Source organism: Lutibacter sp. TH_r2, assembly GCF_033101135.1.
GTDB lineage: Bacteria > Bacteroidota > Bacteroidia > Flavobacteriales > Flavobacteriaceae > Lutibacter.
This window is the reverse complement of record NZ_JAWMPV010000003.1, coordinates 92,273-110,020: the sequence shown is the minus strand read 5'-3', so window position 1 is coordinate 110,020 and position 17,748 is coordinate 92,273. Positions and strand designations below refer to the sequence as shown.

Sequence of the window (17,748 nt, the reverse complement as noted above, 5' to 3'; positions counted from 1 at the left end):
GTTTGCAAAAAACAAGTAACAAAAATCACTTTTTTAAAGTTTTTTTAAAAGCGTACATTTGTTTTTTTATAATTAAATAATTTGGCAGGAATTTATTTACATATACCATTCTGTAAACAAGCGTGTTATTATTGCGATTTTCATTTTTCAACTTCACTAAAACATAAAAAAGGTTTTTTAGAAGCGTTGAAAAAAGAATTGGTGATGCGTAAAAATGAAGTTTTTGAAACAATACAAACCATTTATTTTGGAGGAGGAACACCAAGTTTATTAACTAATAACGAATTAGCATCAATCTTTAAAGTGATTTATTCTAATTATAACATTGTAGAAAATCCAGAAATTACGTTAGAGGCAAACCCAGATGATTTAAGTGAAGAAAAAATAATTGAACTTTCTAAAAGTCCAATTAACAGATTAAGTATTGGAATTCAATCTTTTTTTGAAGAAGATTTAAAATTTATGAATCGTGCTCATTCTGCTGAAGAATCTAAAAAATGCTTGTCTATTGCAACAAAATATTTTGACAATATTACCATCGATTTAATTTACGGAGTTCCAAATATGAGCAATACAAAATGGCAGTCTAATTTACAGCAAGCTTTTAATTTTGGAGTACCACATATTTCTAGTTATGCCCTAACTGTTGAAGAAAAAACAGCGTTGCATAATTTTATTAAAAAAGGTAAAGTCCCAAATATTAGTGAAGAAGTAGCATTAGCGCATTTTAATATATTGGTTGAAGAAACTGAAAAACAAGGATTTGTGCAATATGAAATTTCTAACTTTGGAAAGCCAGATTATTTTTCAAAGCATAATACTTCGTATTGGTTAGGCGAAAATTATATAGGAGTAGGACCTTCAGCACATTCGTTTAACGGAAAACAACGTTCGTGGAATATTTCAAATAATGTAAAGTATATCAAAGCGTTAGCCGTAAATGAATTACCTTCTGAAGCGGAAAATTTATCTAAAAAAGATAGATTTAATGAGTTGGTTATGACTGGTTTGAGAACTATTTGGGGAATTTCATTAGAAAAAGTTAAAACAGATTTTGGAGAATTGTATTTACAAAATTTATTAAAAAATTCTGAACAATTAATATCCAAAGGTTTGCTAGAAATCTCAACCAATAACAAATTAATAACAACAAAAAAAGGTAAGTTTTTAGCTGATGGAATTGCCAGTGATTTGTTTAGAGTGTAAAACAATTCTTATCTTTGAATTAGAATAAATACTATGGAAATATTTTTAGGAATTATAGTAGGAGCCATTTCAATGTATTGGGGGATTTCTTTCTTCAATAAAAAAAGTGGAGTACAAAAAATAGAACATCAATCTGTGGTGTTAATTGAGAAAATAAAAAGTGTTTGTAAATTAATTTCTGTTGAAGGTGATTTTGCAGAAATTTACCATTATCAAGATACTAAAAATCAATTTTTCGGATTTCTAACAGGTAAAAAAAGAGCTATTTTATTGGTAAATGCAAAAGCGCATATAGGTTTTGATTTATCAAAAATTGAAATGAATGCAAATACATCTAAAAAAGAAATAATTATAACGTATTTTCCTGAACCACAAGTTCTAACAGTAGAAACGGATGTTCGTTATTACGATAAATCTGAAGGTTTCTTTAATAAGTTTAACGCTGAAGATTTAACAGAATTAAATAAAGAAGCAAAGAAATTTATTGTTGATAAAATTCCTGATAGTGGTTTGCTAAATTCTGCAAGTAAAGAAGCGTTAGATACAATTTTAATGATTGAAAAAATGATTGAAACTTCTGGTTGGAAGCTCAACTATTCTCAATTGGTTTTACCTGAAGTAAAAACAAAAAAAATAGAAGAAATACAGAAATAAGCAATTTCAAAATCAATAACCAAAATCCATGAATATTGAGCAATTTAGAGAGTATTGTTTATCAAAAAAATATGTTTCAGAAAGTTTTCCTTTTGACGATCAAGCTTTGGTGTTTAAAGTAGCTGATAAAATGTTTGCATTGACTGCATTAAATCGTAAACCTTCACAAGTAAACTTAAAATGCGACCCAGAAAGAGCTTTGGAATTACGAGAAGAATATTCTGATATTTTTGCAGGTTACCACATGAGTAAAAAACATTGGAACACGTTAATTTTAGAAGGAAATTTAACTAATAAACTAATTCTTGAACTTATAGATCATTCTTATAATTTGGTGGTAAAAGGAATGACTAAAAAGAAACAAAAAGAGTTAGGTTTTCTATAAAACACTATCGTTTTCTTCGGTATTCACTTGGAGTAATACCTTTAATAGCTTTAAATTTTCTATTAAAATTAGCTAGATTATTGAACCCAGATTTGTATGAAATTTCAGTAATACTTAAATCGTTATTTTTAGCTAATAATTTACAAGCATTTCCAATTCTAATATCAATTAAAAAGTTTACAAATGTTTTTGTAGTTCGCTGTTTAAAGTATCTGCAAAATGCATTAGGCGTCATGTTAGCAATATTGGCAACATCGTGTAAACTAACTTCTTTATGGAAATTATTCATGGTGTATTGAAAAATATCACTCATTCTCTTTCCTTCATTTCCACCGTATTTTTTCAGATTAATTAATGAAGAAAGTGTTTCTCTTTTAGATTCTGAAAGTAAATTTAGAATGTGTAAAAAACTTAAAAACTGATTAAATTTAACTTGAGTTTTAATTGTATTTATAAGTTCTGAAAGCTCTTTTTTGTTCGATTTAATTCGTACACCTAAACCAATATCATTTAATAAAAGTTGCATATGATCAAACTCGGGCAATTCAAAAAAGTGTTCGCCATAAGAGTTTTTTGAAAAAAATATGGAAACCATTTCTGTTTTTCCTTTAAAAGCATCATCTTGTTTAAAAACGTGAGGTAAATTTTCTCCAATTACAAAAATGTCATTTGCTTTAAAAGCACCTACATAATCACCAATTACAAAGGTTCCTTCACCAGAAATAACTAAACTAATTTGAATTTCTTTGTGTTGATGTAATTTTTCGTAAAAAGTGTTGCCTTTGTAACTTTCAATATATAAAGTAACGTTTTGTGGCTTTGGAATTGAAAAAGGTAATACTTTCATTCAGCTTTAAATATGCATATATTAATCAATGTGAATTCAAAAGTACAAAAAAATGTTAATATAATATTGCTTTAAGTTTTTTAGAGGTTATAAAATTGTGATAAATTTTAGAACGAAGTAAATAGAATTCTGTAATTTTATGCAACTTTTTATATTAGAATAGTTATAGGTGATTACAGGAAAAAACTACATAGGAAACGTACTTACATCAGTAGGAGAAAATATATTTAAAACTTTTAATCCAGAACAAAACAAAGAAAATAATTGGTTGTTTGCTGAAGCTACAAAAATTGAAATAAACAAAGCAGTTGAGTTGGCAACAGAAGCTTTTAAGGTTTATAAAACTATTTCTGGGAATAGAAAAAGTGATTTTTTAAATGAAATTGCTAATCAAGTATTGTTGTTAGGTGATGAACTACAAGAGGTTTATTGTTTAGAATCGGGTTTAACTAAAGAACGTTTTTTAGGAGAACGTACACGAACCTTATTTCAGTTGCGCTCATTTGCAGATTTAATAAAAGAAGGCTCATGGGTTGAAGCAACTATTGATGTTGGGAATACTGAAAGAAAACCCAATTCAAAACCAGATTTACGTAAACTAAATATTCCTTTGGGTCCGGTTGTAGTTTTTGGAGCCAGTAATTTTCCATTGGCATATTCAACAGCTGGTGGTGATACCGCTTCAGCATTGGCTTCGGGTTGTCCAGTTATTGTAAAATCGCATCCAATGCACGCCGGAACAGGAGAATTAGTTGCTTCGGCAATTATTAAAGCTGCAGAAATCACAAAAATGCCAAACGGTATTTTTTCTAATTTAAATAGTTCAGGTATTGAGGTTGGACAACTGTTGGTTAAACATCCTTTAGTAAAAGCAGCTGGTTTTACGGGAAGCATAAATGGAGGTAGAGCGTTGCTTAATTTGGCTTCAAAAAGAAAAGAACCAATCCCTGTTTTTGCCGAAATGGGAAGTGTAAATCCTGTTGTTTTATTGCCAAATGCGTTAAAATTAAAAGCTGAAACTTGGGCAAAAACCTACGCCAATTCAATTACATTAGGTTCTGGACAGTTTTGTACAAATCCTGGATTAATTTTAGGTTTAAAAAGTGAAGGTTTAAGTACATTTATTCAAAATTTGGCTGAAGAAATTGTGAAAATTGAACCTTCTTGTATGTTGCATCCAAATATAATTGGAGCATATGAAACAAAGAAGAATATAGTTGTAAATGAAGAAGGAGTTAGTACGGTTTCAGCAGCTAAAGAAAAAACTGGTGTAAATTATGGAAGACAATTAGTTACAACTGTAAATGGTAAAACTTTTTTAAATAACCCTACGTTACATCAAGAAGTTTTTGGTCCATTTTCTTTGGTAGTTCAATGTGAAGATATTGAAGAGTTAAAAGAAATAATTTCAAAATTAGAAGGGCAATTAACGGGAACAATTATTTCAGAAGATAATGAAGTTAAAAATTATGATGAAATAGTTTTGGCACTTCAAAATAGAGTTGGGCGATTAATTTTTAACGGTGTATCAACAGGTGTTGAGGTTTGTGACGCAATGGTTCACGGTGGTCCGTATCCTGCTTCAACTGATTCAAGGTTTACAGCTGTTGGTGTAAATTCCATAAAAAGATGGGTAAGACCATTTAGCTTTCAAAATTGGCCAAATGAGTTACTTCCAAATGAATTAAAAAATGAAAACCCGTTAGGGATTTTAAGAAATATAAACGGAGTGAAAACTTCAGAAAAAATAGATTAAAAGATTAGAAAATATGACAACAATAAATGAAAGAATTGAGGCTTTAAGAGCTAAAATGAAAGCTAATAATATAGATGCTTTTATAATTCCGTCTTCAGATCCTCACCAAAGTGAATATGTATGTGATTATTGGAAAGTAAGAGTGTGGTTCTCTGGTTTTACAGGTTCAGCAGGAACTTTGGTAGTAACCCAAAATGAAGCTGCAATGTGGACAGATGGGCGATATTTTTTACAAGTTGAAGATCAATGTGCTGATACTTGTGTTGAATTGTACAAACAGCAAATTCCACACGCGCCAGAACATATTCCTTGGTTGGCAGAGGTGTTGAATGAAAATGCTGTGATTGGTATCGATTACCGCCAGTTTTCAAAATCGCAATACGATTATATTCAATGTTTAACTTCAGAAAAAAATATTGAAACTAAAAATTATCCACATTTATTAGGTGAAATATGGCAAGATAGACCAGAGCTGCCTTCAGATGAAGTTAAAATTCATCCTATTGAATTTAGTGGAGAAAGTACTGCATCTAAATTAAATAAAGTAAAAGCGGAGATTAAAAATCAAAAAGCGAATTATTACTTTTTATCTAGTTTAGATGATATTGCTTGGTTGTTTAACATTAGATCTACAGATATAGATTTTACACCATTGGTAACTGCTTATGCGTTGGTTGGTGAAGAAAAAACATACTTATTTTCTGATACTTCACGATATAATTCTAAAACAATCGAAATATTTAAACAATTAAATGTTGAAGTGTTAAACTACGATTTAATTGCTGAAAAATTACCAATTTTAAGCGAAGGAAAAATAATTGTAACAGATGCTGCTTCTTTAAATTATGCTTCGTTTGATGGTATAAAAGGAGAAATAATATTTCAACAATCTTTAGTACAGCAATTGAAAGCTGTGAAGAATGAAGTTGAAATTGAAAACACTAAAAAATGTATGTTAAAAGATGGTGTTGCATTAACTAGATTTTATATGTGGTTAGAGGAAACATTAGAAAATCAAGAACTTTCAGAATACGAAATAGGAAAAAAATTAACTTCATATAGAGCAGAGCAACCTTTGTATAAAGATGATTCTTTTTCATCAATTGTTGGTTATAAAGGTAACGGAGCAATTATTCATTATTCAGCACCAAAAGAAGGTTCTGCAATGGTGAAAAAAGAAAATTTACTGTTGATAGATAGTGGTGGGCAATATGAAAATGGAACCACAGATATTACAAGAACTGTTTGGTTAGGAGGTGAAATTTCTGATGAAATAAAAACAGCTTATACTTCGGTTTTAAAAGGTCATATAGAATTAGATCAAATGAAATTTCCAAAAGGAACTATTGGTATTCAATTAGATGCTTTTGCACGTATGCATTTGTGGAAACAAGGTTTAAATTTTCCTCACGGAACAGGTCATGGAATTGGAAGTTATGCAATGGTACACGAGCCAACTCAAGGTTTTGCAGGTAATTTAGCAACTTCTAGAGGAACAGAAGCTCATAAACCAAATCAGTTTACTACTATAGAACCAGGTTGTTATAAAAAAGATACGTACGGAATTAGAATAGAAAATGTTGTAGTTTCTAAAGAACTAGAAACAAATAGTTTTGGTACTTTTTATGGTTTTGAAGCCATAACAGTTTTTCCAATTGATACGCAATTGATTGATAAAAAATTATTAATTCCTTCGGAAATTAATTGGTTAAATAATTACCATAAAAAAGTATATGAAATTATTTCACCAAAACTAAAACCAAGTGAAAAAGATTGGTTAAAAGAAAAATGTAAAGAAATTTAAATAATTATTTCTAAAAAAGAAACCGTCAACCTGAACTTGTTTCAGGTTCTCATCACAATTAATTATCTACCTGATGAGATTCTGAAACAAGTTCAGAATGACGTAGTTTTATACATTATTTAAAAATAATCTGCTAAATGAGTAGTTACTATTATTGCTGTAAAATTAAAAATCAACAATTTGTTATATGAAATTATTTAAATCAATTTTTTTATTTGTCGCTTTAAGTGCTTCACTAGTTAGTTGTAGAGTTCATTTAGAACCGGTTGAAATTCTAACATTTAAACAGCAGTTAGAAAAATTGTTCCCGAATGCTGAAATTTCTAAAATGGAAGCAAAAGACCATTTTACAAGAGCGTATCATATAGTTTTAAATCAGCCATTAGACCATAACAATAAAGAAGCAGGAACTTTTCAACAACATATTTATTTATCACACGTAGATGAAAATATGCCAACAGTTTTAGTAACCGAAGGTTACAATGCATACCCAAAAACATACGAGTTAAGTAAAATATTAAAAGGAAATCAAGTTCAGGTTGAATATAGATTTTATGGAAAATCACGTCCAAATCCTATACCTTGGGAATATTTAAAAAATGATCAGGCAATTGAAGATTACCATTTTATAGTTACAAAATTAAGAAGGTTGTACGATGGGAAATGGATTTCAACTGGAATAAGTAAAGGTGGTGAAACCGTATTGATTTATAAATCTAAATACCCTTGGGATGTAGAAGTTGCAGTACCTTATGTTGCACCGTTAATTGATACACAAGAAGATCCAAAAACGGAAGCACATATAAATACAATTGGAACAGAAGAGTGCAGAGAAAAAATTACAGAATTTCAACGAAATGTTTTAGAAAATAGAGATGGAGTAATTGAAGAAATTAAGAAGTATGCCGAAGAAAAAAAACTTGGTTTTACTGAAGTTCCTATGGAGGAAGCTTTGGAATATGCAGTATTAGAACTTCCATTTTCGTTTTGGCAATGGGGAGGAAATTGTGAATCAATTCCATCAAAAAATGCAACAGTTAATGAACTTTTTGAGTATGTAAATAGCATTGTAGGTATTAGTTTTTATAGTGATCAAACATACTTTGACTTATTGCCTAGCTACTACCAACATTGGACAGAATTAGGTTATTATGGTTTTGATACTACTCCAGTAAAAGATTTGTTACAGGTTGTGAAAAAACCAACAAATAAGCGTTTTGCACCAAAAAACGTAGATTTAACCTACAACCCAGATTACATTAAAAATGTAAGAGATTTTGTTGAAAATAAAGGAAATAAAATTTTATACATTTATGGTGAATATGATACTTGGGGAGCTTGTGCTCCAAACCCAAAACCACACGTTGATGCTTTAAAAATGGTGTTAAAAGAAGGTTCGCATACAACTAGAATTAAAAGTTTTTCTAAAGAAGATCAGCAACGTATGTATGATAAATTACAAAGTTGGTTAGGTTATAGCGTAACTATTTATCCTTTGGAAGATTAATTAAATTAGTTGTGAAATGAGCCCTGAATTAAAACAGAAAATAATAGAGGTTTGCAATACAAAAATTGCAAAGAAAGGAGACAACGTTGGAATTTCATTTTATGCCTTTTTTAAGAATAAAAACGACAATCCTAAACTTTTAATGGAAGCTGCTGAATGGTGGATTAAAACAAATGAACTAGATCATTTTGAAAAAGCTGTAAAAATAAAGGAACTAGTTTTAAAATAGTTATGAATTAATAGTTACAATATTATGCATTATTTAAAGAGAATTTTATGTTTATTAATAATTACTTTATTTATTTCTTGTAATTCAAATAACGGAATTCAAGGAAAATGGATTCATAAAAGAGATAATGGAATAAAAATACTATTAAATTTTCATAAGAATAATGAATTGAATTATGAAGTATTTAGAGGAGAGTATAATATTACTGATGAAGTTTTTAGGTTAAAAAAGGAATACAGAAAAGTATTGTATGAATATGATGAGAATACTAAACCAAAAAGTTTAGATTATGTTGTATATAATTTAGTCGATAGCTCTCGTAAAAAAATGTTTGGAATAGTGAGATTTATTAGTACAGATTCTATAGAAATAAAAACATCTATTTTTCCAAATAGACCAACTTTTTTTAATACTAATAACCCAGAAATATTTACTCGAATAGATTAAGTAATAAAATGTTACGAACTATTAATTAGCCAAGAATCTTTTTTCGATTTTTTGAAACAGTATCAATAAAATTTTGATTAAGTTAATTATTGCGTTAGGGATTGAAATGAAAAGCCCACAGCGATAGCGAGGACTTGTAATAAAAAGCCCGACTTGGAGTGTAACGAAAAGGAACGCCCTAAATAGGATGAATTGACAGAATAAGTGTATTTTTGCACTTTAATAAAAAAAAGAATAATGAGTTTATCTAGAGAGTTACAAAAAAGAAGCGGTGGAAAATGTGAGTTAAGTGGTTCAGATGAAAATGTTACTGCTTATGTAGTTGAACCATCAAAAGAAGAGATAGCTGTTAGCGCTACTTGTTTACATCAAATTGAAAATCCAGATGACATGGATCCAAATCATTGGCGTTGTTTAAATGATAGTATGTGGAGTGAAGTGCCTGCTGTGCAAGTTGTAGCTTGGCGAATGCTTACAAGATTAAAAGCAGAAGGTTGGCCACAAGATTTACTGGATATGATGTATTTAGATGAAGAAACTTTAGAATGGGCTAAAGCAACTGGTGAAGGTGAAGAAGTGGACGAAAATACAGTTATTCATAGAGATGTAAATGGTGTTGTGCTTGAAGCAGGAGACTCGGTTGTTTTAATTAAAGATTTAAAAGTTAAAGGTTCTAGCATGGTTGCAAAACAAGGTACAGCTGTTAGAAGAATTTCTTTAGATAGGGATAATGAAAAATACATTGAAGGTAAAGTTGGACCAACACAAATTGTAATTATTACTGATTACGTTAAGAAAATTTAATAGAAACATTTTAAAGTTTTTATAAAAAAAGCCTGTAAATTTTAAATTTACAGGCTTTTTCACTATATTTAATACACAATTTTTCAAAAACTACAAGTACTATTTTTGTTGAGCATACTTTTAGTCTTTAGTAAAATTAATAGTTACAATTTATAAAAATTCTCGTTTTAGCAAAAAAAATAAATATATATAAATTTCAAACTTTAATTATTATGAAGAAATCATTCATTATTTTGTTTACACTGTTAATGAGTTGTGCATATGTAAATGCGCAAGAATTTACAACCCACGAATATAGATCAGTTGCACCTGAAGATATGGATGAGTATATTAAAAGAGAGGTTGTCTATTGGAGTAAATTTGCTGAAAGTGAAATGAAAAAAGGTAATTTAACGTATTGGGCTGTTTTGCAAAGAGTTGGAGGTGAACATCAATTAAACGAACCTAATATTTTAAGAATTAATACATTTGTTGATATTGATAAAGAAGTAAATTGGAATAGTATTACAGGTCTTTTTCCAAAAATGAAGTTTAAAGATATGGATGCTAGAGCAATTAGTAAAACTACCGATAAAATATTTTTAAGAGACTTGGGTAATCACATTCAACCAGAAAATGTTATTCCTGAAAAAGATTTTAAATATGTGCGAATTAATTACCATAATATGAAAGATATTTGGTGGCATTTAAATTTTGAAGCAGAACATGTAAAGCCATTTTTTAAAGAAGCTATGGACAATGGAAAAACTAGTATTAAAGGATGGGGAAATGCATTAATTTTATCACCTAAATCTGATGAGTTTAGATGTAAAACGTACTCGTATGATTTCTTTTCAACATTAAAAGATGCATTAGGACCAAATGATTTTCCTGACATGGATTTTCCAGAAGATTTTTATGAAGAATATAGTAAAAATTATGTTGGAGAAAAAAATGTAAGAATTTATAAAGTAATTAAATTTATTGACGTTAATGAAATAGTGAAAGACTAAAATAGATTAAAATAAAAAAAAGCCGGTAAATTTTAAATTTACCGGCTTTTTTTATTTTTTATTTACTCATTTCAGTAAAATACTTATAAAATAAAGGAATGGTTTCAATTCCTTTTAAATAATTAAAAATACCAAAATGTTCGTTTGGTGAATGAATTGCATCACTATCTAAACCAAATCCCATTAAAATAGTTTTACTTTTTAATTCCTTCTCAAATAAAGCTACAATTGGAATACTTCCTCCAGAACGTTGTGGAATAGCTTGAACTCCAAAAGTTTCTGTGTAGGCTCTATTTGCAGCCTTATAACCAATATTATCTATAGGTGTAACATAACCTTCACCTCCATGATGTGGAGTAACTTTTACTTTTACTGCTTTTGGCGCAATACTTTCAAAGTGTTTTTGAAATAAATCTGTAATTTCTTGAGAAACTTGGTTTGGAACTAAACGCATAGATATTTTTGCATACGCTTTACTTGCAATTACTGTTTTTGCTCCTTCACCAGTATAACCTCCCCAAATTCCATTTACATCTAAAGTTGGTCTAATAGAATTACGCTCGTTAGTTGTATAGCCTTTTTCTCCGTAAACTTCATCAATATCTAAAGCATTTTTGTAAGCATCTAATGAAAACGGAGCTTTTGCCATTTCTGCTCTTTCTTCAGTACTTAATTCTTCAACTTTATCATAAAAACCAGGAATGGTGATATGATTGTTTTCATCGTGTAATGAAGCAATCATTTTACTTAAAATATTAATTGGGTTTGCAACAGCACCTCCGTACAATCCAGAATGTAAATCTCTATTTGGCCCTGTAACTTCAACTTCAACATAACTTAAACCACGTAAACCAGTAGTTATGGATGGCTGCGTATTAGAAATCATCCCAGTATCTGAAATTAAAATCACATTATTACTTAATTTCTCTTGGTTGCGCTCTACAAACCACGCTAAACTAGAAGAACCAATTTCTTCTTCACCTTCAATCATAAATTTAACATTACAAGGTAGTTCACCTTGAGTAGTCATATATTCTAAAGCTTTTACGTGCATATAAAACTGGCCTTTATCATCACAAGCGCCACGAGCAAAAATTGCTCCATCAGGATGTTTATCCGTTATTTTAATTACTGGTTCAAACGCAGGTGAGTCCCAAAGTTCAATAGGATCGGCAGGTTGAACATCATAATGTCCATAAACCAAAACAGTTGGTAAACTGGCATCAATTATTTTTTCACCATACACTATTGGGTATCCTGGAGTTTCGCATATTTCAGTTTTTTCGCAACCAGCTTTGTCTAAAGCAATTTTTACAGCATCAGCTGTATTTAAAACATCTTGACTAAATGCACTGTCTGCACTTATTGAAGGTATTTTTAGAAGTTCAATTAATTCGTTAATAAAACGATCTTTATGTTCGTTTATATATGATTTTATATTTTCCATTAAAGTTTAAATTGTTTTATTCAAAAGTAAGAAAATTTTATTTTGAAATGAATTAGTAAATTTTATTAATTACACTTTGCAATTTTACAATAATGTGTATATTTGCAATCCAATTTGCGGGCGTGGTGGAATTGGTAGACACGCTAGACTTAGGATCTAGTGCCGCAAGGTGTGAGAGTTCGAGTCTCTCCGCCCGCACATATAAAAAGCTTCTCATTTTATTGAGAAGCTTTTTTTAGTATAAATTTGTATGGTTAATATTTTATTTTTGTTTGAATGGAGTTAAAAATACAACAAAGAATAGCGTTAGGAACGTTTTTTTTAGTATCTGGATTAAGTTTTGCTACATGGGCGTCCAGAATTCCAACTATTAAAACTTTTTTTGATTTAAACGATGCAGAACTAGGTACTGTACTTTTAGCAATGCCAGTGAGTTCACTTATAGGTTTGCCAATTTCTGGTTGGTTGGTTTCAAAATTTGATAGTAGAAAGCCATTGTTGGCATCTTTTACATTATTTAATATATCGTTAATATTTATTGGGTTTGTAAAATCTACATTTTTTTTAATTGTAGGTATTAGTTTGTTTTCATTTTTTATGAGAATTTTAAACATCTCTATGAATACACAGTCCATTATTCTTCAAAGGGAATTTAAAAAACGTATAGTTGGTTCGTTTCACGGTTTATGGAGTGTAGGAGGTTTAATTGGAGTTGCATTTTCTACTATTATGGTAAAGTTAAATGTACATATTAGCACTCACTTGTTAATAGTTTCAATTTTTTCAATACTATTAACTTTTACAGCGTACTTTTTTGTTATTAAAAATGATAAATCACCAACAGGCAATAAATTAATTTTTGGGAAACCAGATACTTTTATACTGTATCTAGGTTTAATTATATTTTTAGCAGCAATCTGCGAAGGAGGTATGTTTGATTGGAGCGGCGTTTATTTTAAAGAAGTTATAAAAGAAGAAGTATTTACTTATGGGTATTTATCTTTTATGGCTTGTATGGCATTCTCTAGATTTTTTTCAGATAAATTAATAACAAAAATTGGTTCGCAAAAAACATATATTTTTAGTGCAATAGTTATTACAACAGGAATTTTAACAGCAATTTTATTTCCTTTCTTTTGGGCAGCTTTAATAGGTTTTTGTTTGGTTGGTTTTGGAACAGCTGCAATTTTCCCAATGACTTTTGCTTTGGCAGGAACATCCAAAAAGTATTCACCAGGAATGGCAATTTCTATTATTTCAACGTATGGTATTTTAGGAATGTTTATTGGTCCTCCTTTAATTGGTTATTTGTCACATGCGTTTGGATTAAAAAATGCCTTTTTAATATTTGCAGTTATTGGTATTTTAATAATTCCAATATCGCGTCAGTTTTTTAAAAGTCAAAAAACAAACAAAAAGTGAGCGTTTTAGAATTTAAAAAATTAGAATCTACTAATTATTAATGCATCAATTTTATGTTTAAGTAATAGGAAAACTGATATTTATCAGTTGAAATTACACAGATTTACCTTAATTTAACATAGAATTATAGAGTTACTTTATAATTTACTATAAACTTGAATTAAAGATTTTACTCCATTCCCAATAGGTAAATTTTTAGAATATTCCTCAATGCCTAAAAGTTTATAGCAGCAATTGTTTTCAAGTTTTCATATTGTAAGGTTTAATAGATGTGTAATGTATCTACTAAACAAGCGGAAGTCGAAAAGCTAAAAGAGTAGACCTTTTTTAAAACATTTTACTATGAGAACATTAAGTTTAAAGTTACTAGCTACACTACTTTTTTTAGGAGTAGCCTTTACAAGTTGTGATAATGACGATGATGATGTAATTAGTGGACTTGAAGATAGAAACATCATAATTGATGATACACAAACGTTTAATATGAAAAATTTTATTGCATCGTTAGAGCAAGTAAAATTAATTTCAGAACCAATGTCTTTAAATTTATCGGGATATACTCACCTAGTAGATGATGGAAAAGCATTGGAAAGCTACTTTAATTATAAAGTATTTGGGAAATTTGGTGGCCCATTAATAACGCTTACTCACAATTTTAATAGTAGTGGAGTTGTTACATCCACAACTATTGAAAATTTATACCAATACCATTCTGGAGCTAAACCAGCTAAATCAGCTAAAAGTATTAATATTACTAGTGATCCTGATCTGTATGAAGAGTTAACATATAGATTTGATAATAAAGGGTTTATTACAAAAATCATGTTGGATAACGATCTTGATGAAGTACTTAATTTAGAATACAACACTTCAAATCAAATAGTAAAAATAACCCATGATCATATATCAACAAAAATGTTAAGACTTCCTTCAATATTCAAAAAAGAAGATGTTGTAAGTAACAGTAATCAATCAAAAATAAATGCGATGATTACTACATGGGATGAGATTTTTGAAAAAGATTCTAATGGAAATATTACAAAGTATAGAAACACTAGAAGTGATTTAGGTGATTTTGTAAAATATTATTTTGATAGTAATAATAGAAATATAAAACTTGAATATTATGATGATGACATTTTAGATGATACCAATATTTTTGAGTACGATAGTACTGGAAGATTAATAAAGTTTTATGAGGAAGATGAGACAAATGATAGAAATGAAATTAAATATACAAATGATTATATGAGTATGTTAGATAATAATACTCAAAATGATTTTTTAGCGCTTCGAAATATTGAAGATTACGGAGAAGGATTTAAATTTATTAAATCCTGGGTTTTTCAATATGATTATGAGACTAATATTTTTGAATATTGTAGAACTTCTGAATATACATATAATGATGTTTATAAATATCCATTAAAATCTAAAAAAGAATATTATGAAGGAACTCCAGAAAATTTAGTATTAGTAGGTTATACCATTATAGATTCTCGTGACCCAGCAAATAATTACAGAGAAACTAAAGAGAGTATTTACAATGCAAGTGATACTTTACTCTATTATGTAGAATACGAAGTTTCAAATAGTAGCGTTCAAAGCCATCAAGTATATATGCCAGATGGTACAGCAATAAACGATTTCAATATAGATAACAGTTATATGTGGATTGAACTTTTAATAAGTTACATAAATATAACATGATAAGAATAAAGGCTCCCAATTGGGAGCCTTTTTAGTTTAAATTATTTGGTTTATTTCACAGTTTTTATAGAGCAACCAATTGCTTTTGTTTGGTTTTGTTCAATAGTTTTATTAGCTAATAATGCATCCACAGCATTTTCTACATATTTAGTCTTAACAGCAGATGGGTTTCTAGAACTATCATCAATAGCACCAATATATTTTACTCTTAAACCTTCAGTTTCTTTTTGTAAAAGAAATACGTGAGGTGTTCTTGTAGCTCCGTATTGTGGGTGAATTTTTTGTCCTTCATCAAATAAATAAGGAAAAGTAAAGCCTTTTTCTTTTGCTCTTACTTTCATTAAGTCAAAACTATCTTGTTTTTGTACAGCAGGATCGTTCGGGTTAATAGCAATTACAGGGTAACCTTTATCTGCATATTTTTTATCTAACGCAATAATTCTATCTTCATAAGCAATTGAATATGGACAATGGTTACACGTAAAAATTACTATAAATCCTTTAGCTTCATCATAATCTGCTAAAGAAACCATTTTGTCATCAATATTTTTTAAAGAAAAATCAGTAGCTATATCTCCAACTTTATAACCGGTATTATCTTCAATTGGCGGAGTAGTTACATTTACTGTACTAAAAGCGTATATTAAACTTAATACAGTAAGAAATAAGAATTTGTTTGCGTGTTTTTTCATAATTAGTGTTTTATAAATTGATTTAATTCAGTAAATAGTTCTTCTTTGGTAAACGATTGTTCATAGAATAGTCGTTTGTTTTTATTGTAAATTACAGTTGCAGGAATTGCTCCAGACCAAGTTGAATCTACTTTTGGTATCCATTCGTTTTCATTTGGAGCATCTAGTAATAAAACTTCAGATTGTAAATTATTTTTTTTAATAAAAGGTATTAAATTACTTTCTACCTTATTAGGAAAATCTAGACTTACCAAAATAACTTCAACATCTTTTTTAGAGTAGGTTTTAGTAATTTCTTCAAAATAAGGTAATTCTTTAACACAAGGAGCGCACCAAGTTGCCCAAAAATTAATTACAAAGGTTTTGTCTTCGTTTTTATTTAGGTATGTTTTAAACTGTTCAAAGTTTAATTTTTTTAATTCAACTTGTTTTTCTTTTTCAGGAACTTCTTTACATGAAAAAAGTGTTAAAAATATAAACAATAGTCCGTAATATTTCATTGATAATTTTAATTAGTTCCGTTAAAAATAATTTTTTTAATGAAGCGTGACTAATTAAAATAGTAGTTTTTAGAAAAATTTAACTATCTAAAACTCCAATTGGAATAATTAGTAGATTTTTCTAATTTATTTTCTAGAGCATCTTCTAATTCAGGGAAGAAATCTATTCCAGTTAAATTTTCAATTTCATCTATTGAAGTTACAAACTTGTAAAGAGGTTTATTTGATTCTTTATGAGGCATTAAAAAAGCAATTGCTTTTATTTCTGGCTCATGATAATCTAAAATAATTTTGTAAAACTGATTAGGAACTGTCACTTTTTCCGTTCCAATTGTTTTGGTGTTATTGGTTAGAATTCCACCAGTAACAACATACAATTTTTTATATTTAGTTGCCCAGTAACGTGTTTTTTGTTCTAATCTATTCCAAACACCAGCATTAAAATCATGTTTTTGTGGGGTAACATTACTTGTTAAAAAAGTCTCATCATGTGCAAATTTTGAAAACCTTCTGTCTCCCGCAGGGCAAAGATGTCCTTTGTCGTAACCAGATTTAGAGTAGTTTTTGTAATGAGCACTTTGGCTTAATACTTTTATATCTTTTTCAAAATAAGGCCTTTTATGGTTGGTAGTTGAAATATGTTCACTTCGTAAATCGTATGCAACCCATTCAGCTTGCTCATGCTTTTCACTGTATGAAAGCGAATAAAAATTATGATTTACAATGGTACCAGTTGTTGAAGTTGGTAAAAAATCAATTTCAGATTTTTCAGTTTTACTTTTAGATATTTCTTTAATATCTTCGATTGAAAAGTTATCCCAAACAAAAAACAAGATTGCAAAAAATATTGTTAGAGCAGCATAAATGGTTTTTCTATTTCTCACTTTTTAAAGGTATTTCTTTAAAGTTTTCAGTTTTAGGTAATCCTTCAAAAATTTTTACAAATTCAGCAGGTGGAGCGGTTAATTTTCTTTTGTATAAATCTATCCAAGCACCATAAACTTTAATCTCGGCTGAAAGTATGCCTTTTTGGTTGAAAATTTGGTGTGTAAAGCGCCAACGTTCTATTCCTTTTGAAACACCTTCTAATTCCATGTGCACTTCAATATTTTCTCCAATATGAATTTCTTTAAAAAATGAAGTTTCTTCTTTAAAAAGTATTGGACCAATATTTAGTTTTGCAAATTCGTTAATAGATAAACCGTGTTCTTGAAAAAAACGAACGCGTACTTCAGCAGCATAATCATTATAGGCTGTATGACGCATGTGACGGTTTGGGTCAAAGTCTGACCATTTGGTGTTAAATGTAACTTGAAATTTCATGTTTATTTTTTTTGAAGTTTCAA

18 protein-coding genes and 1 tRNA gene are annotated in these 17,748 nt (G+C 29.1%); 13 read left to right on the top strand and 6 right to left on the bottom strand.

Features of this window, described 5'->3' with window-relative positions:
* Positions 1 to 81 precede the first annotated feature (81 nt).
* From hemW to R3X25_RS10395, 3 genes are read left to right on the top strand one after another with little or no spacing between them, the layout of a single operon-like run.
* Positions 82 to 1,206, top strand: coding sequence for a radical SAM family heme chaperone HemW (hemW, locus tag R3X25_RS10405; protein WP_317674533.1), 1,125 nt, complete (start codon positions 82 to 84; stop codon positions 1,204 to 1,206).
* 33 nt (positions 1,207 to 1,239) lie between these two features.
* Complete coding sequence (locus R3X25_RS10400) at positions 1,240 to 1,860, top strand: DUF4230 domain-containing protein (RefSeq protein WP_317674531.1); 621 nt, start codon at positions 1,240 to 1,242, stop codon at positions 1,858 to 1,860.
* Positions 1,861 to 1,888: 28 nt separating this feature from the next.
* A complete protein-coding gene (locus R3X25_RS10395; protein WP_317674529.1) occupies positions 1,889 to 2,245 on the top strand; it encodes an MmcQ/YjbR family DNA-binding protein in 357 nt (118 codons plus the stop codon).
* A 4-nt stretch (positions 2,246 to 2,249) separates the two neighbouring features.
* Here R3X25_RS10395 and R3X25_RS10390 read toward each other — a convergent pair whose 3' ends face one another.
* Positions 2,250 to 3,092 carry an AraC family transcriptional regulator gene (locus R3X25_RS10390; RefSeq protein ID WP_317674527.1) on the bottom strand — a complete coding sequence of 281 codons (843 nt, stop codon included), beginning with the start codon at positions 3,090 to 3,092 and terminating at the stop codon, positions 2,250 to 2,252.
* Positions 3,093 to 3,261: 169 nt separating this feature from the next.
* On the opposite strand from R3X25_RS10390, the gene R3X25_RS10385 reads away from it, so the two are divergent.
* From R3X25_RS10385 to R3X25_RS10355, 7 genes are all read left to right on the top strand, one after another.
* Positions 3,262 to 4,848 carry an aldehyde dehydrogenase (NADP(+)) gene (locus R3X25_RS10385; RefSeq protein WP_317674525.1) on the top strand — a complete coding sequence of 529 codons (1,587 nt, stop codon included), beginning with the start codon at positions 3,262 to 3,264 and terminating at the stop codon, positions 4,846 to 4,848.
* A gap of 13 nt (positions 4,849 to 4,861) precedes the next feature.
* Positions 4,862 to 6,652, top strand: a complete 1,791-nt coding sequence (locus R3X25_RS10380; RefSeq protein ID WP_317674523.1) for an aminopeptidase P family protein — start codon at positions 4,862 to 4,864, stop codon at positions 6,650 to 6,652.
* A gap of 187 nt (positions 6,653 to 6,839) precedes the next feature.
* The gene (locus R3X25_RS10375; protein WP_317674521.1) at positions 6,840 to 8,159 is read left to right on the top strand and encodes a S28 family serine protease; all 1,320 of its coding nucleotides are present in this window, start codon (positions 6,840 to 6,842) and stop codon (positions 8,157 to 8,159) included.
* A 16-nt stretch (positions 8,160 to 8,175) separates the two neighbouring features.
* Entirely contained in the window at positions 8,176 to 8,388 is a 213-nt protein-coding gene (locus tag R3X25_RS10370; protein WP_317674519.1) for a DUF6500 family protein, read from the top strand.
* Positions 8,389 to 8,412: 24 nt separating this feature from the next.
* On the top strand, positions 8,413 to 8,835 hold the full coding sequence (locus tag R3X25_RS10365; protein ID WP_317674517.1) for a hypothetical protein: 423 nt from the start codon (positions 8,413 to 8,415) through the stop codon (positions 8,833 to 8,835).
* A gap of 237 nt (positions 8,836 to 9,072) precedes the next feature.
* Positions 9,073 to 9,639, top strand: coding sequence for a PhnA domain-containing protein (locus R3X25_RS10360; protein WP_317674515.1), 567 nt, complete (start codon positions 9,073 to 9,075; stop codon positions 9,637 to 9,639).
* 212 nt (positions 9,640 to 9,851) lie between these two features.
* Complete coding sequence (locus tag R3X25_RS10355) at positions 9,852 to 10,631, top strand: hypothetical protein (RefSeq protein ID WP_317674513.1); 780 nt, start codon at positions 9,852 to 9,854, stop codon at positions 10,629 to 10,631.
* 58 nt (positions 10,632 to 10,689) lie between these two features.
* Here the strand turns inward: R3X25_RS10355 and R3X25_RS10350 are convergent, their stop codons facing one another.
* Positions 10,690 to 12,078: a dipeptidase gene (locus R3X25_RS10350; RefSeq protein WP_317674511.1), complete on the bottom strand. Its 1,389-nt coding sequence runs from the start codon at positions 12,076 to 12,078 to the stop codon at positions 10,690 to 10,692.
* Positions 12,079 to 12,194: 116 nt separating this feature from the next.
* On the opposite strand from R3X25_RS10350, the gene R3X25_RS10345 reads away from it, so the two are divergent.
* From R3X25_RS10345 to R3X25_RS10335, 3 genes are all read left to right on the top strand, one after another.
* Positions 12,195 to 12,276 (top strand) — tRNA-Leu (locus R3X25_RS10345).
* Between the two features lie 78 nt (positions 12,277 to 12,354).
* Positions 12,355 to 13,500 (top strand): MFS transporter, encoded by a 1,146-nt coding sequence (locus R3X25_RS10340; protein WP_317674509.1) that lies wholly within the window; start codon positions 12,355 to 12,357, stop codon positions 13,498 to 13,500.
* Between the two features lie 342 nt (positions 13,501 to 13,842).
* The gene (locus R3X25_RS10335) at positions 13,843 to 15,210 is read left to right on the top strand and encodes a hypothetical protein (RefSeq protein WP_317674507.1); all 1,368 of its coding nucleotides are present in this window, start codon (positions 13,843 to 13,845) and stop codon (positions 15,208 to 15,210) included.
* Between the two features lie 50 nt (positions 15,211 to 15,260).
* Here the strand turns inward: R3X25_RS10335 and R3X25_RS10330 are convergent, their stop codons facing one another.
* From R3X25_RS10330 to R3X25_RS10315, 4 genes are all read right to left on the bottom strand, one after another.
* On the bottom strand, positions 15,261 to 15,902 hold the full coding sequence (locus R3X25_RS10330) for a thioredoxin family protein (protein ID WP_317674505.1): 642 nt from the start codon (positions 15,900 to 15,902) through the stop codon (positions 15,261 to 15,263).
* A gap of 2 nt (positions 15,903 to 15,904) precedes the next feature.
* On the bottom strand, positions 15,905 to 16,402 hold the full coding sequence (locus tag R3X25_RS10325) for a TlpA disulfide reductase family protein (RefSeq protein WP_317674503.1): 498 nt from the start codon (positions 16,400 to 16,402) through the stop codon (positions 15,905 to 15,907).
* Positions 16,403 to 16,485: 83 nt separating this feature from the next.
* A complete protein-coding gene (locus R3X25_RS10320; RefSeq protein WP_317674501.1) occupies positions 16,486 to 17,286 on the bottom strand; it encodes a DNA/RNA non-specific endonuclease in 801 nt (266 codons plus the stop codon).
* Entirely contained in the window at positions 17,276 to 17,725 is a 450-nt protein-coding gene (locus R3X25_RS10315) for an acyl-CoA thioesterase (protein ID WP_317674499.1), read from the bottom strand. The genes R3X25_RS10320 and R3X25_RS10315 overlap by 11 nt, the downstream gene beginning before the upstream one ends.
* Positions 17,726 to 17,748 lie beyond the last annotated feature (23 nt).